This is a genomic window from Bacteroidales bacterium (genome assembly GCA_035353855.1).
Lineage (GTDB): Bacteria > Bacteroidota > Bacteroidia > Bacteroidales > CG2-30-32-10 > DAOQAK01.
In genome coordinates, this window is sequence record DAOQAK010000032.1 from 31763 (window position 1) to 46862 (window position 15100).

General features: G+C 33.2%; 13 protein-coding genes and 1 tRNA gene. 1 reads left to right on the forward strand and 13 read right to left on the reverse strand.

What is annotated here, in order from left to right; genetic code table 11:
- Window positions 1-75 precede the first annotated feature (75 nt).
- The 9 genes from PKK00_09405 to PKK00_09445 form a co-directional block, all read right to left on the reverse strand.
- Window positions 76-843: a TonB family protein gene (locus PKK00_09405; protein ID HNW98611.1), complete on the reverse strand. Its 768-nt coding sequence runs from the start codon at window positions 841-843 to the stop codon at window positions 76-78.
- Between the two features lie 36 nt (window positions 844-879).
- Window positions 880-1509: a biopolymer transporter ExbD gene (locus tag PKK00_09410; GenBank protein ID HNW98612.1), complete on the reverse strand. Its 630-nt coding sequence runs from the start codon at window positions 1507-1509 to the stop codon at window positions 880-882.
- A gap of 29 nt (window positions 1510-1538) precedes the next feature.
- Window positions 1539-2171 carry a biopolymer transporter ExbD gene (locus PKK00_09415; protein HNW98613.1) on the reverse strand — a complete coding sequence of 211 codons (633 nt, stop codon included), beginning with the start codon at window positions 2169-2171 and terminating at the stop codon, window positions 1539-1541.
- A 38-nt stretch (window positions 2172-2209) separates the two neighbouring features.
- Window positions 2210-3193: a MotA/TolQ/ExbB proton channel family protein gene (locus PKK00_09420; GenBank protein HNW98614.1), complete on the reverse strand. Its 984-nt coding sequence runs from the start codon at window positions 3191-3193 to the stop codon at window positions 2210-2212.
- A 377-nt stretch (window positions 3194-3570) separates the two neighbouring features.
- On the reverse strand, window positions 3571-5274 hold the full coding sequence (locus PKK00_09425) for a tetratricopeptide repeat protein (protein HNW98615.1): 1704 nt from the start codon (window positions 5272-5274) through the stop codon (window positions 3571-3573).
- Window positions 5275-5298: 24 nt separating this feature from the next.
- On the reverse strand, window positions 5299-6243 hold the full coding sequence (locus PKK00_09430) for a substrate-binding domain-containing protein (GenBank protein ID HNW98616.1): 945 nt from the start codon (window positions 6241-6243) through the stop codon (window positions 5299-5301).
- Window positions 6244-7393: 1150 nt separating this feature from the next.
- A tRNA-Ser gene (locus PKK00_09435) sits at window positions 7394-7484 on the reverse strand.
- Between the two features lie 61 nt (window positions 7485-7545).
- Complete coding sequence (locus PKK00_09440; GenBank protein ID HNW98617.1) at window positions 7546-8577, reverse strand: type I asparaginase; 1032 nt, start codon at window positions 8575-8577, stop codon at window positions 7546-7548.
- On the reverse strand, window positions 8574-9347 hold the full coding sequence (locus PKK00_09445; GenBank protein HNW98618.1) for a TatD family hydrolase: 774 nt from the start codon (window positions 9345-9347) through the stop codon (window positions 8574-8576). The genes PKK00_09440 and PKK00_09445 overlap by 4 nt, the downstream gene beginning before the upstream one ends.
- A gap of 136 nt (window positions 9348-9483) precedes the next feature.
- Here PKK00_09445 and PKK00_09450 point away from each other — a divergent pair, with 136 nt between their 5' ends.
- Window positions 9484-10470, forward strand: a complete 987-nt coding sequence (locus tag PKK00_09450) for a glycosyltransferase family 9 protein (protein ID HNW98619.1) — start codon at window positions 9484-9486, stop codon at window positions 10468-10470.
- Window positions 10471-10735: 265 nt separating this feature from the next.
- On the opposite strand, the gene PKK00_09455 is transcribed toward PKK00_09450, so the two are convergent.
- From PKK00_09455 to PKK00_09470, 4 genes are all read right to left on the reverse strand, one after another.
- Complete coding sequence (locus tag PKK00_09455) at window positions 10736-11371, reverse strand: MBL fold metallo-hydrolase (protein HNW98620.1); 636 nt, start codon at window positions 11369-11371, stop codon at window positions 10736-10738.
- Between the two features lie 696 nt (window positions 11372-12067).
- A complete protein-coding gene (locus tag PKK00_09460) occupies window positions 12068-13261 on the reverse strand; it encodes a YCF48-related protein (protein ID HNW98621.1) in 1194 nt (397 codons plus the stop codon).
- 162 nt (window positions 13262-13423) lie between these two features.
- Window positions 13424-13810 (reverse strand): hypothetical protein, encoded by a 387-nt coding sequence (locus PKK00_09465; GenBank protein ID HNW98622.1) that lies wholly within the window; start codon window positions 13808-13810, stop codon window positions 13424-13426.
- 82 nt (window positions 13811-13892) lie between these two features.
- The gene (locus PKK00_09470; GenBank protein HNW98623.1) at window positions 13893-14756 is read right to left on the reverse strand and encodes a hypothetical protein; all 864 of its coding nucleotides are present in this window, start codon (window positions 14754-14756) and stop codon (window positions 13893-13895) included.
- Between the last annotated feature and the right edge of the window lie 344 nt (window positions 14757-15100).

Genomic DNA, 15100 nt, shown 5'->3' on the forward strand with positions numbered 1-15100 from the left:
CATATATTACAAATGAAATCATAAATAAAAAAAGCCTTTCAAAAGAAAGGCTTTGGGAATATAGAAATATTATTTCTATTCTAGAGTAAACCTGATAGGCAGGTTAAATTGAACACGTACAGGAACACCATTTTGTTTTCCGGGTTTCCATTTAGGCATGTTTTTAACAACACGTACAGCTTCTTCACCGCAACCACCGCCAATATCTTTTAGTACTTGTACATTGGAAATGCTTCCGTCTTTTTCAACAACAAAGGTTACGATAACTGTTCCTGTTATATTTGTTTCTTTGGCAATCTGGGGATATTTAATATTTTCTCCAAGCCATGCATACATTTTTTCTTCCCCACCATCAAATCCCGGCATAAGCTCAACTATGGTTAGAATAGGTGCAGCCTGTTCAATAACCTGGTTTTGAGTTTCTTCAACAACGATTTCTGTTTCTTCTGTAACAGCTGTTGTTGTAGATTGCTGGCTCAAATCATCCTGGTTAAGAGCACCGGTATCTTCAACAGAATCGGCAGTAACAACAGGTGCAGTAAATTTCACCTTTTGTTCTAACGCTTCAGGAGGAGGTGGAGGAGGTGGAGGAGGTGGTGCATCTTCCGGTGGTTTATTCATGTCAGTAAATACAACACCTACTTCTTTATCTACATTTACCGAATGAGCTTGTTTGAAAATAAGAAAAGGAATGATAACTGCGAGAGCAAGGGCTATTACTGCAGCAGTAAGCGCACGGGTAACAAAACGGTTATACGCTTTCCTTAGGTAATAGGCTCCATATTCCTTATTACGTTTTTCAAAAACTATCTCATCGATGTCAGTTTTTATTTTTTCAGCCATTTTCGTTTTTATTTTTTATAACGAATAAAATTCATTTTACTTAGCAGCATCAATCATTCCCAGTTCCACATCACTAATATCAACAACAGCGTAACTGGCAATGTTGCAAATAGCCATTTCATCGATAATGTCAACAATATTCTTATACTTAGCTTTTTCATCAGCTTTTATAAGAACGATTGGCGAGCCTTTGTCTGATTTTTTTATTTCCTTAATTTTTCGGTTCAAAGTACTGTCAGCCATTAATAAGTCACCTTTTAAAACTTTCTGTTTAAGTTCTTCAACCTGTTTGAAAACATTTTTATTTTTATTAAGAAGGACTTTACGAATGCCATCTTTGCTGTAATCGGTTTTTATTAATTCGGGCAGTGGTGGAGTTTTTGGATCAGCCAAACCGGGATACCAATAAAGTTTATCGTCTCCAGACATAAGAATATTTATAACTCTGTCTTTATTTATTTTAGGACCCTCGCTAGTTTTATCAGATTTTTCCGGCATAGTGATTTCCATTACTTTTGGCTTACTGAAAGCTGTAGTAAGCATAAAAAAGGTGATAAGCAAACACATAAGGTCCACCATAGGAGTCATGTCAATATGCGTGGAGTGCTTTTTAGGTTTTTTTCTCTGACCTTTTTCTTGTTTTTCTTCCTGGATTATTTCTGCCATAATTTATATTTTATATCAAGAATATATTATTAATTTAAATCTTCAAGTTTTACTTCTTCTTTTTGAAGATTAGTTGTAAGGTTAAATTTATTCACTTTGTTTTCTTGCATTAAGTCCATAACCTTTTTTACTGTTTTGTAATCAGTATTGGCATCACCTCTTATGGCAACTTCTGCTTGCTGGTTTACGATACGTGCATAACGAACCCAATAACCAAGCTGGTTATCTGCAGAGTCAGTTGGGATGCCTATTTCCATAGCTTCCCTTTCTTTTGAATCTTCAGTATTTAACCATCTTTTTAAAATATTAATAGGCATTCCAAAAGAAGAAGATGTTTCAAATTTATTCAGTTCTTTTTCGGAAAATTTAATATTGTATCGTTCTCCCATTTTTGCAAGTATATCTCTGCGGTAATGAGTTGAAGAATCTTTACCGTTATCAATATTGAAGAAAATCTTATCATCTTTAGCAATAGAAATGGTGATAATATTTTTTTCAGGTGCTTGTTTTTCAGAAATAGAACTTGGCGTATCAATAACAGCAGCTTCTTGAGGCCTGAAAGTAGAAGTAAGCATAAAAAAGGTTAAAAGCAACGAAAACAAATCCACCATCGGCGTCATGTCGATGTGTGGTGATTTGGTCGGTAGCTTTATTTTTGGCATGTTTTATTTTTTTTAATTAATGAGTTTATTGGTCTTAATTATTTAGTAGTAGCAGCAAAAGTTTGAACAATGCTGAATCCTGCTTCATCAATTTTAAAAGTCATACCATCAATAACCGATGAAAAATAGTTGAAAAGTATAATTGCGCTTGCTGAACCACCAATACCAAATGCAGTATTGATAAGAGCTTCTGATATACCTGTTGCAAGAGCAAGAGCATCCGGAGAACCTGCTGATGCCAAAGCGGCAAATGCACGGATCATTCCGAATACTGTACCAAGTAGTCCAATAAGTACTGATAATGAAGCCAAGGTAGAAAGGAATACTAAATTCTTTGATAACATAGGAGCTTCTAAGGTAGCTGCTTCATCAAATTCTTTCTGTAAAGCAAGTACTTTCTGTTCCTTTTCTAATCTTGTATCATTTTGTAATTCTCTGTATTTTCCTAATGTAGCCCTGGCAACATTGGCAATAGAACCTTTTTGTTTGTCGCATTCTGCAATAGCAGCTTCTATTTGGTCAGAAGCCAGTAAAGTTTGAAGATTCCTTAAAAATGCACCTGCATTATATTTACTCATTCCTAATGATAAAATTCCGAAAACAATTAAAGCTGCAACAATTAAAATTGGACCGATAATCATATCTTTTACTAAAATTAAATATGCAAAACCTCCTAAAACCAATAGGAAAGAAACAAGTCTTAATATAAGTTTAAATGTAGCATAACCAACACTGCCACCTCTAGCCATTTCTATAGTGATTAATCTTTCGAGAGAGAAAATCATAATTACTAATACGCAAGTAAGAAGTATAGGAACGATTATACCTCCTTTATACATCATTGCTAAAAAGTTACCGGGTATTGGTGTTCCTTCAGGATTTCCTCCTTGAAAGTTATCCGGGTTTCCCATTACGAAGATGAAAATCGCAATTGCGGCTGCTAATGCAATTAGCAGGGAGCTAACTGCAAAAACGGATGACATTGCATCTTTCAGCGTTTGACCAGTTGAATTCTTTGCCATAGTTTTTAATTTATTGATTAATAATTTATTTGATTTTTGTTTATTTGTTTTTTATGTGTGGCAAATATAAATATTTTTTTAAATAACAATACCTGTAAATTCTTTAATTATTTTTATTATTTAAAATTCAGAATGATGGCTTGCCTGCCTTTAATTCAAATTAGTTTAATAATTAGTTTATTACCTCCTTTTATTAGATGAATAAAAATAAAATTTCTTGTGGTTTTACACATCAAAAATAATATTATGTATAATATCTAAAAAGCAACAATCATTATAAGGTAAAAAAATATAAGTTAACGGATAAAATAAAAAAGTTAACGGTAAAAAAAAGGGGCTGAATATTCAGCCCCTTTTAAAATAAAATATTGTTAATATTAATATGGGCATTTCACTGCCAGCGATTTTTTTATATCAATTGAATTTTGATCTTTTGGGTCGATTGCTAATATTTTATCGCAGTAACCAATACTTTTTTTAGCATCTTCGCATTTTTTATTCATATTATATTGTTTGAAGTAATAATATCTCAAATAACTATATGCGGTAGTAAGATATTTTACATATTTGGCCGAATCAGCTAAAGATAAAGTTACTAAATTTTCATAATATGGTTTGGCAAGCCCGAGTTCACTTGTTGAATCAACAATGGATCTACCTTGTGCACGATACATAACAGCATTAATATAATCTGGTTTTTGTGCAAGAACAGAACCAAAGCATGTATCAGCCTTATCATATTTTTTTGCGTTCAGACAGGTTTTTCCAGCTTCATAATAGTCCATCAGAGTTGGTTTTCCTGAACTGATTTTCAATTCAATATATTTTGCAGCCAAATCATATTGTTTCAATGCAGCATATTCTTTTGATATTTTTGAGTATAAATCATAATTAGTAGAATCTAATTCTAAAGCTTTGATATATTTTTGTGAAGCTTCATCATGAGTGCCAAGTTTGCTTAGGATGTCGCCATAATAACTATAATCATCAGCCATAATTTTATCAGGTTTGGTATATTGGAAGAAGGTTTTAATTGCAGTTAAAGCATCCTGATAATTGTTAAGATTATAATAAGAATAGGCTTCCAACCGGTTGACATAATTATAATTTTTATTTATTGCATCCTTGTCAAGAGTTTTCAGTTCTTCAATATATTTAACAGCTTCTTCATATTTTTTTGCCATGTAAAGAAAAGCAGCATAACGTACTTTCGCATAAAAGTTATTGCCTGAAAGCTCTATGAATTTTTCGTAATCTTTAATACCATTGTCCCATTGTTGTGCAAGACCATACAATTCGGCTCTTTCGCGATAAGCAGGAGCAAAAGTACTTTCAATATCAATAGCTTTTTTATAATAATCCAAAGCATCATTGTATGATTTAGCTCTCATCCATAGTTGTCCTATTTTTACCATAGCCTTACATGATTTTGGGTCAAGTTCATTAGCTTTATTATAAGCAACTATTGCGCTTGAGCCATCATTGTAGTTAAGGTAAATATCACCTTTAATCAAATAAACTTCAGGAACAAGTGTGCTTCGTTCGGTTGCATTATCAATAATTTCGAGCAAAGCTTCTTTTGTAAAACCAGGAGCTTTAAGGTATGCTTCTGCAATTTTTGCATAAGATAGAGCTTGTTTTGTAGTTGGGATATCTGATTTTGTATATTTCATACCCTTCAGAGGCATTAGATCTTTTGCTTTCTGAATACTAGCATCTGCTTCTGTTCTTTTATTTTGTAAAATATAAACTCTTCCAGCGCCAATATAATTTAATGGGTCAGCAGGAGCTTTCTCAATACCTTTATTAAAATACTGAAGAGCTGAATTTGCTGCTTCGCTTAATGATGCAGCAGCGCTATCTACAAAATATTGTTTAAGAAAGCTTTCGCCATAATAAAAATATATTTCACCATTTGTTGGCTGTGCTGCAAGTAAGTCGTCGAATGCTTTATGCGAAGCATCATACTGTTCGCTTTCCGAAAGGCGGATGGCAGATTTTAGATCCTGTGCTTTCAATGTATATTGCGAAAGCACTACTACCAAAAATAAGCATACAAAAAATTTAACATAACGTAACATTTTATTTATCTCCTTATATTTAAATTATTCACTTTTTATTGTAATAAGTCTGACTGGCATTGTGGCAGGGACAAGTCCTGATTTCAGTGCTATTCGTTGTCCTTTTTCTCCTGCAACAAAGGAAACAAAACCTGTGCCAAGCCCTGTGAATGTTTCACGGTTAATCATATAAACATCACGTGTTAGTGGATATGAGCCTTCAGCAATATTCCCGGGATAGGGTTTGTAATAGTCGTCAATGCTTCCCGGAGTACTAACTGAAATTACTTTTATTTTTTTTAGAAATTCATGAGATATGCTGTCATCTTTATCACTAATCCAGTTTACACTAATAATACCAATTGCATTTTTATTTTTTTCCACATAACTAATTACATCGGAATTAGTATTTACAGCAAAACAATTTTTTGGAAAATCATTTTTTAAATTGAATTTTTCTTTAATAAAACGTGTATTACATGATTTAGTGTTATCAAAAACAACATTTAATTCGGTAAGTAATGATTTAGGATTAATTTGATTCCATTTATTTATTTTACCTGAAAAAATATCGGCTATCTGCTCGTATTGAAGAAGGGTGTCAGGGTTGTCGTTATTGATAATAAAAGCCAAAGCATCAATAGCAATTTTTACCGTTTTGGGATAAATTTGTTTGCTCATAAGAACTTTTTCTTCTGTATCGGTAAGCTTGCGGTTAGTAATGACTATTCTTGCCGAGTCGTTCATAAAGTCAGCAAAAGCTTCGCCTTCGGGCTTATAAGAAGCATTGATTTTTGCATTTGCGTAAATAGATTCAAAAGTATATATTTCAGTGTCGTATAATAGTTGATATGCTTCGTCAACAGCAATTTTAATATTGCCTGATGTTGGAGTTTCGTTAATAGTATTATTTTTTTTATTGAATCCTGAACAAGAAGTTAAGAATAAAATAATTATCAGGACCGGACTATATTTAAGATAGGTTTTCATGGGTTATTCCTTTCGTTTTTTGATTGACGGATTTGTGTGTAAACTCTAGCTAAGCGAAAAAAACCATAAGCTATAAAGAAAATACCGATTATAGTTTTAATTTCCTGAGGCAGGTAAGTATAAACAGGAAAATATATTAACATAATGCCTAGTCCAAAGAAAATAACCACCATTCCCAGTCCGAACCAGATCATTATTTTAGCGAGAAGCTTTTTGTCAAAGGCCATCATTCTGAATATTGCCGCCGTTTCTTTTCGCTTAACTGTTAAACGCAAGAAACAGTATTTTATTGTAATTACTTTTATTTTTCTTAAATCAAGACCTAAATACTATTCGGTACAAATGTAAAAATATTTTTTATTCGGGAAATCATTTATAATAAAAGCTTTTTCTTTGAATAACAGAAGCTCGTAAACATAAATAATTTAGAATATTTATTACTATCAAAACAATATGACATATATGGAATAATATCACGATTTTCAATTTAAAATTGGAAATATACTCGTTCTTATAAGGTTTGCAAAGGCAAAACTGTTTAGAACGAGTTATACCGTACAGAAAACAAAAAATATTTTTGCAAAACTCTTTTCTGTCGGTATACTTCAATAAAAAAACCAAAACATTTCTAAAAAAATAACAAAATACTCCGCCGTGGTGGAAAAAAACAAACGAAACATGGAGTTTTCGCCTTTGGCTAAAAAACCCGAATGAGGTGGCCTCAATCAAAAAACCACACTCACTTCGTTCGTATTATTTTTTTCCCAAAATACCATTGAAAATTTACTAGACTATTTGCAACAAACAATAAACATCAAACGACAAACGAAAAATGGATTATTCGCCTTACGGCGAAAGAACCCTGAGGGAGGGCTTCAATCAAAAAACCACACTCACTACGTTCGTGCTATTTTTTTATTTCATTTTCATAAGACCTTTGACAATTACCCAAACCAGTTGCCACAAACAAACAACACAAGACACAAAGGGATTATTCGCCTTGTGGCGAAAGAACCCTGAGGGAGGGCTTCAATCAAAAAACCACACTCACTACGTTCGTGCTATTTTTTTATTTTCTTCAAAAGTCATAAAATAAATTTTAGACTTTTTCCGAAAATAAAAAAGCTCCTTGCGGAGCTGGCTTTTTGATTGGCGGAGAGAATGGGATTCGAACCCATGAAACGCTTGTGACGTTTACACACTTTCCAGGCGTGCGCCTTCGACCACTCGGCCATCTCTCCTTTGAATTTTTAAGGTTGCAAATATATAAAAATAAAAGAAAATAAAAATTACTTAAATATATTAATCTTCTGTTAGTTCACCTCTTAATGATATTTTCAACAGTTTTTTTATTTCAGGAATAGCAAAATTTTCTCCAAGTAAATACATTAATTTCGTTACTGCTGCTTCGGTTGTAATATCAGCACCGCCAATAACACCAATGTTATAAAGACTTGCGCCGGTTTCGTATTTCCCCTGTGCAACGGCTCCACCTTTGCATTGTGTAACATTAAGGATGATGATTCCTTTTTTTATCATTTTTTCCAAAGCTTCAAGAAACCATTTGTCTGTAGGAGCATTGCCTGAGCCATATGTTTCAAGTATTAGAGCTTTCAAACCTTTTATCTGTGAGAATGCTTCGATAGTGTTTTTTTCAATTCCCGGGAATAATTTCAGGATAGCAATATTCGCATCAAGCTTGGTGTGAACGATTAAAAAATCCATTATTGGGTTTGAAATAAACTGGTTGTTGAATTTGATGCGCACACCAACTTCGGCTAAAGGAGGGTAATTGGCAGAAGTAAATGCACTAAAATTTTCAGCATTGAATTTATGCGTTCTGTTGCCACGATATAAATTATGTTCAAAATAAATACACACTTCAGGAATTAACGGTTTATCGTTTTTTCGGGTAGCTGCTATTTCTATAGCGGTAATAAGATTTTCCCGGCCATCGGTGCGTATTACACCGATAGGTAGTTGTGAACCGGTAAGGATAACGGGTTTTGAAAGGTTTTCCAACATGAAACTTAATGCTGATGCTGTGAAAGCCATAGTATCGGAGCCATGCAGGATTACAAATCCATCGAATTTTTCGTAATTATTTTGTATTACTTTGGCTAGTTCTACCCACATTGCCGGGTTCATATTTGATGAATCTATCAATGGGTTGAAAGAATACGAATCGATATTCAAGTTGAATTTTTTCAGTTCAGGAAGATGTTTTAAAAGATGTTTGAAATCGAAAGGTTTCAATGCTCCTGATTTTTCGTCTTCAATCATTCCAATGGTTCCGCCTGTATAAATAATCAGGATTGAAGTTTTATTTTTCATATTTCGATATTAAAAAATGAACATGCGTTTTTTGTAGTGATTGCGGCTACTTCATCAACACTGCAATTACGTAGTGTTGCAATAAATTCAGCTATGGTTTTGATGTAAGCGCTTTCGTTTCGTTGTCCGCGATAAGGTACTGGTGGCAGGTAAGGTGAATCGGTTTCGAGAATAATATTTTCCAAAGGAATTTCTTTTACAACTTTTGCAAGCCCCGAATTTTTGTATGTAACCACTCCACCGATTCCGAGCAAATGATTATTTTTAATCAATTGTTTTGCCTGCTCCAAACTGCCCGGATAGCAATGGAAAACAGCTTTCACATCGGAATAATTTTTCTCGTTAAGTACTTGAATGATTTCATTCAGCGCATTACGACTGTGAATGATTACCGGAAGATTATATTTTTTTGCAAGCTCAAGCTGAAGTTTAAAAACTTCTATTTGTTCATTGATAAAAGTTTTATCCCAATACAAGTCAATTCCAATTTCACCAATGGCTACAAACTTTTCTTTCGCTAACCATTCGCTGATGATTTCCATTTCGGAATGATAATTTTGATTGACAGAACCGGGATGAAGCCCCATGCAGGAAAAACAAATACCGGGAAATTGATTGCACAAATCAAACATTGGTTTTATTGAAGTGCTGTCGATGTTGGGTAAAATCAGTTTTTTTACATCGTTCTGAATAGCACGATTGACGGTCAATTCAACATCATCTGCAAATTCTTCAAGGTAAATATGTGTATGCGAGTCTATCAAAATCATGTGGCAAAAATACTGCTTTTTGAAATGAAAAAATTTAATTTTTTACTTGAAAATTTAATAATTTCTTAATAGTTAAAAAATGTTGAATTAAAATAGTTTGTGATTTATTTTTATATTTTTGTAAAAAACAATAACCTTGAAAAAAATTCTGATAATAAGGTTCAGCTCAATTGGTGATATTGTGCTTACCTCGCCGATAATTCGTTGCGTAAAACAACAACTTAAAGATGTAGAATTACATTACCTTACAAAAGAATCACATTTGCCTATAGTAAAGCATAATCCTTATATCGATAAGATTTACACCATAAAGAAAAGTGTTATGTCGGTTATGCCTCAGTTAAAAGAAGAGAAGTATGATTTTATTATCGACTTACATAACAGCATACGTTCTACATCAACAGTGTTGCATCTTGTAAGACCTTTTAATTCGGTTAAAAAGCTAAATATTAAAAAAGAACTTTACGTTTATACAAAAATAAATTTACTTCCAAAAGTTCATAATGTTGACCGGTTTTTTGATGTGGTTGAAAAACTTGGAGTGAAGAATGATGGTAAAGGTCTGGATTATTTTATCAGTGATGATGAAGTTGTGAATCTTTCCGATTTACCCGAAACTCACAGGAATGGATATGTTGCTTTTGTTATTGGCGGAAAGCATGCTACTAAAAGATTGCCCGATAATAAAATAATTTCAATTTGTACAAGAATTCATCATCCTGTTATTATTCTTGGAGGTAAAGAAAATCATGAATCGGGTGAATTGATAAAAAGTGTAGTAGGAGATAAAGTTTATAATGCCTGCGGACTATATTCGCTGAACCAGGCAGCATCGATTATTCAACAATCGAAGCAGGTAATATCAAACGATACCGGCTTAATGCATGTTGCAGCTGCTTTTAAAAAACCTGTGATATCAATTTGGGGAAACACTGTCCCTGCATTCGGCATGTATCCTTATTTCCCGGAAGAATATAAACACCTTTCAAAAATCATTGAAGTAAAGAATCTGCATTGCCGTCCCTGCTCAAAGCTTGGATTTGAAAAATGCCCCAAGAACCATTTCAAATGCATGAACCTTATTGATGAAAAAGAAGTGGTGAATAGCATTCATTGGGAGTAAGAAAATTTAGTTGACAAGTTGATAAGCAGACAAGTTGACAAGGGGAAATGAAGTTCAAAGTTCAAACCTCAAACCTACCTAAGGCAGACAAAATATTCAATCATTATTTTTTAAATTTGCTGTAAATCCGTAAAATCCGCGTCATTCGTGTTCTATCATATAAATGGGGTAATGGTTGATAGGTTGAGCAGCTGGTTTGGTTAATAGTCATCGGTAAAAAAATAACTAATAAAATACAAAACAATTTTCTCTTTACTATTTTCTATTATAAATAAGGATTATTCTTTTTCTCGTATCCAATAGTTGTCGTAGGTCCGTGACCCGGGTAAACCATAGTATTTTCGGGCAGTACAAGCAATTTGTTTTTTATGCTGCTGATGAGCAGATCATGATTTCCGGTTGGAAGGTCGCTGCGGCCAATGCTTTCGTTAAACAGTACATCGCCAACAATTACAAAATTATCTTTTTCGGAATACAGGCAAATACTGCCATTGACATGTCCGGGAGTGTATAAAATTTTTAATTCCGAGCTTCCGAATTTTAAAATGTCATTTTCCGAAATAAAATTTTTAGGTTCAAAATATTCTACATCATCAAAGCCAAACGCTGCTGCATATTGCGCAACACCTTTTAAAATAGGAAGCCCGTCTTTATGAATTGTGAGCGGAATATTGTACGTATTGCAAATAAATTTATTTCCGGCAACATGGTCGATGTGCGGGTGAGTGCTTATCAGATGCACGGGTTTAAGGTTGTTTGCAGAAATATAATTTAAAAGTTTTTTTTCTTCATCGCTGTTCATGCAGGCAGCGTCAACTATTACACATTCTTTCGTTTCGTCGTACAACAAAAACATATTCACCTGGAAAGGGTTGAAAACAAAGGATTTTACAGTAATCATAAAATTTAAATTAGTGATTACAAAAGTATTAATAATTTGGGAAGGGAAAGAATTTGGATATTATGGAGTTAATACTTTGAAATAGCGTTTGTAATGATAACGACTAATAGCACTCTGCTGTCAAAGAAATAATGTCTTTGTCGGGTTGAGTGTTGGCTTTTAAATTTTTACTGAAGGGAAGGGAATTTTGTCTGCCGAGAATAGGTTACTGCCGATAGTGGGCGAAAAATGGAAAGCTGTTTTGTCGCCACACAAATATCTGCCTTTAAAATTAAGCTGCAAAAGTGCTTTACATTGTGCGATTGGGTTAATCAGCGACAAAACTTTCTATAAATTGAAAGCAGAAGCAAGTATTCTTTTTGCAGTCGCTTATTTTCTTGTCGCAGGTGAAAAATCATTTGCCGCAGGTTGTCATATTCACAGAGCATGTCAAAAATAACTCAGCACAGTCGCTTAAATTCTTTTTGCAGATGAAAAAACACTGGGCACAGACGCTCATATTCTTTTTGCAGGTGAAAAATCACTAGGAGCAGTCGTTTATATTCATAGAGCAGTTGAAAAATCACTCAGCGCAGCTCAAAACTTTCATGGAGATATAGCTTATATTCTCAGTGAAGTAGCTTATATTCTTTTGGGGTGTCAAAGAACACTAAAAGAAAAAGGCTCATTTCTGAGCCCTTTCCGTAGTTTTTGATTTTATTCTTTTATGAATTTCTTTACTGCTATTCCGTTTTCAGTTTGTACTTTTAAATAATACATTCCTCTAGTAAAGTCAGAAATATCAATATTAATCTTTGTCTGTATCATTGGTTGCTGTATTAGTAATTGCCCTTGAATATTATAAATTGAAATCATTTCATCTTTGTAATTATTTAAAGAAGTGTTTTCAATTGTAATATTATCATTAGCAGGATTAGGAAAAACACTAATATTATTTTCTTCATTAGATAATTCTGAAATACCGACACCTCCATTTGTAGTTTTAAGAATCGTTCCATTACCTCCAACAATATATCCTATATTGCTACTGGTGAAATATACTGATGCTAAACCACTAGTTGTTCCACTTGATTGTGCTGTCCAAATAGTTCCGCCATTGGTTGTTTTAAGAATTGTGCCATAATTGCCAACAGCATAACCCGTATTGGCATTGATGAAATAAACCGAACTTAACTTATTAGCTGTTCCGCTAGATTGTGTAATCCAACTATTTCCAGCGTCTGTGGTTTTAAGAATTGTTCCATTTTGACCAACAGCATAACCAATATTAGCATTGGTGAAATAAACTGAATATAGGATATTAGTTGTTCCACTGGTTTGTGATGTCCAACTACTTCCGGCGTCTGTGCTTTTAAGAATTGTTCCATCATAGCCAACAGCGTAACCTGTATTGACATCGGTGAAATAAATTGAACATAATGTATTATATTGCCCGCCTATTGCTCCCCAGAAATTACTTGAACTAATGATTAAACCATTGCTTATACCACCAGAGCCGCCAACAGCGTAACCTGTATTGGGATTGGTTAAAAAAACTGAATATAATTGCTCACCTCCGCCTCCTGTTCTCACCGTCCAACTGTTACCGGCATTCTGGGTTATAATAATTGTTCCAGTACCACCCACAGCACAGCCATTATTAGCATCGGCGAAATAAACTGAACTTAGATGACTAGTTGTTCCACTGGTTTGTAATGCTATCCAATTATTGCCAGCATTGGTAGTTTTAAGAATTGTTCCATTCATGCCAACAGTATACCCCGTATTGGAATTGGTGAAATAAACTGAAAATAAAGCTAAAGATATTCCGCTTGTTTGTGCTACCCACTGAGCATTAGTTTTAATTGTCATAGCAATTATAACTATTAAAATTATTGTAACTTTTTTCATTTTATTTTTATTTTAAATTTCACTACTAATTTGGCTTTTCAGTTCGCTGCGTTTTTTTAAGTGGGTTCCTGTTTCCACTTTTTTAAATTAAACTGTACATTCCTGAACATAGAAGACTGACGGTACAACCGTCAATCAGCGAGGGGAGCTTGCAAAGTTTTTCTATTTTTTTGTTTTTTCTACCTCAAAAAGTAGGTCATATAGATAATCTTTTGCTATTATATTCATTACAATCTTTTTAGGGCTAGCATATCCATTGAAAGCAGTAGTTCGTCCTTTAACAAGTTTTGATTTTTGTAGCGCATTACCAGTTTTAGTCTCATAAATTTCAATATTTCCTTCTGCTGAGAATTTTGCTGCTTTTTGTATAATACATTTTATTGTATAATCAGATGAATCTTGTTTTGTGGTAATTTTCTTATTTAATTCTACCAATTTATCAATTATTGGTTGTTCAAATCCATCTGATGTCTTTTCAACATAAAAGGTTTGTGCAGAAACAGTCTTTACAAAAAAGAGTAATAATGCGATAATTAATATTTTTTTCATTTTATTATAAATTTATTTGTAATTTCTACTCGTATGGCTTTTCGATATCGCCCCGTTTTTAATGGTATCTGGACTCCATTTTTTATTCATTACTTTTTAATTGTCCGTTTTGAATGCCAAAATCAAAAACTTTATTGTTAGAATATCTTGTTGGAGTTGAACTGGCATATAGAAAACAATACTCACCTTTTTCTAATGGCTGTTTGAAAGTAACTTTATAAATACCTTCTGTTACTTCTTCATAGTCAAATGAAACTTTTATTTTATTTGATATACCTGAAGAACTTCCATAAGCATTTGCATCACCTACCACCATTTCCCTACTATCTTTTTTTTCATCAAGTTTAACTAAACAAAATTCGTTAGGAGAAGTAGCAGTAGCAAAAAACCAATCATCTGCTCCTGGATTTGTATTGGTTTCAAAATAAAAATAAAAAACAGGACTGGTGTCTATTATCTGCATTTTGCTATTTTTCCCAGATATGTTGGATTTTAATTTATCTTTCGCAATTCCATAAGTATAATGTTGCGCAAGAGCTGTACCTAAACCACCAGAGCTGTTTGTTGAGGTTACAGTTGGGTCAACTCGTCTGATTATTTTTACACTATCTTTAGGATTATACAAATATATGCCTGTTTTGCGCATAGTCTTAGGATCGTTTAAATCCTTTTGATTTGCAACAGTTAATTGTGCTTTTGCGTCTGTTTTCATCATTTCATTGATTACATCTGCAGACACTCCATTGTCACTCAAATTTATTAAACCGTCCGTGCTGACATCAAATAAGGTATAACTCGTTTGAATTTTATTAACGATAACTGATGGCTGTAAACCAAGTTTTGAAAGTTTAATTACCTTTTCATTTGTCAGGGTATCAACTTTTGTTTGTGCATTTGCAGAAAAAGTAACAAAAGATAGAATTATAATTGTAATTATTTTTTTCATTTATTTTTATTTTAAATTTTACTACTAGTTTGGCTTAGTAGTGTCGCCCCGTTTGTAAAGTGGTTGCAAGTCTCCACTCTTTAATGTTATTTTATTTGGTCGAAATATTCATCAAAACGATTCAATTAGTTTTGGTAACATTTGTGTTTGCAACTTTCGGCAATATAATTTTAAAAAATATTGTGTCTATAAAAGTGGAGCAGTAAAAAGGAAGTACAATTATCGGAAAAGTAACATAAACATAAGTTAAAAAAACAAATGAAAATTGATTAATCCTATATACTGCTCCACAGGGCAAACGCATTATAAATATTAACTGTCCATAGTTGATAAAATGCACACAT

Coding starts and splice junctions, on each gene's coding strand:
- PKK00_09460 (HNW98621.1), bottom strand. CDS start 13,261: ATGAAAAAAGTTACAATAATTTTAATAGTTATAATTGCTATGACAATT.
- PKK00_09430 (HNW98616.1), bottom strand. CDS start 6,243: ATGAAAACCTATCTTAAATATAGTCCGGTCCTGATAATTATTTTATTC.
- PKK00_09420 (HNW98614.1), bottom strand. CDS start 3,193: ATGGCAAAGAATTCAACTGGTCAAACGCTGAAAGATGCAATGTCATCC.
- PKK00_09410 (HNW98612.1), bottom strand. CDS start 1,509: ATGGCAGAAATAATCCAGGAAGAAAAACAAGAAAAAGGTCAGAGAAAA.
- PKK00_09445 (HNW98618.1), bottom strand. CDS start 9,347: ATGATTTTGATAGACTCGCATACACATATTTACCTTGAAGAATTTGCA.
- PKK00_09455 (HNW98620.1), bottom strand. CDS start 11,371: ATGATTACTGTAAAATCCTTTGTTTTCAACCCTTTCCAGGTGAATATG.
- PKK00_09470 (HNW98623.1), bottom strand. CDS start 14,756: ATGAAAAAAATAATTACAATTATAATTCTATCTTTTGTTACTTTTTCT.
- PKK00_09405 (HNW98611.1), bottom strand. CDS start 843: ATGGCTGAAAAAATAAAAACTGACATCGATGAGATAGTTTTTGAAAAA.
- PKK00_09425 (HNW98615.1), bottom strand. CDS start 5,274: ATGTTACGTTATGTTAAATTTTTTGTATGCTTATTTTTGGTAGTAGTG.
- PKK00_09465 (HNW98622.1), bottom strand. CDS start 13,810: ATGAAAAAAATATTAATTATCGCATTATTACTCTTTTTTGTAAAGACT.
- PKK00_09440 (HNW98617.1), bottom strand. CDS start 8,577: ATGAAAAATAAAACTTCAATCCTGATTATTTATACAGGCGGAACCATT.
- PKK00_09415 (HNW98613.1), bottom strand. CDS start 2,171: ATGCCAAAAATAAAGCTACCGACCAAATCACCACACATCGACATGACG.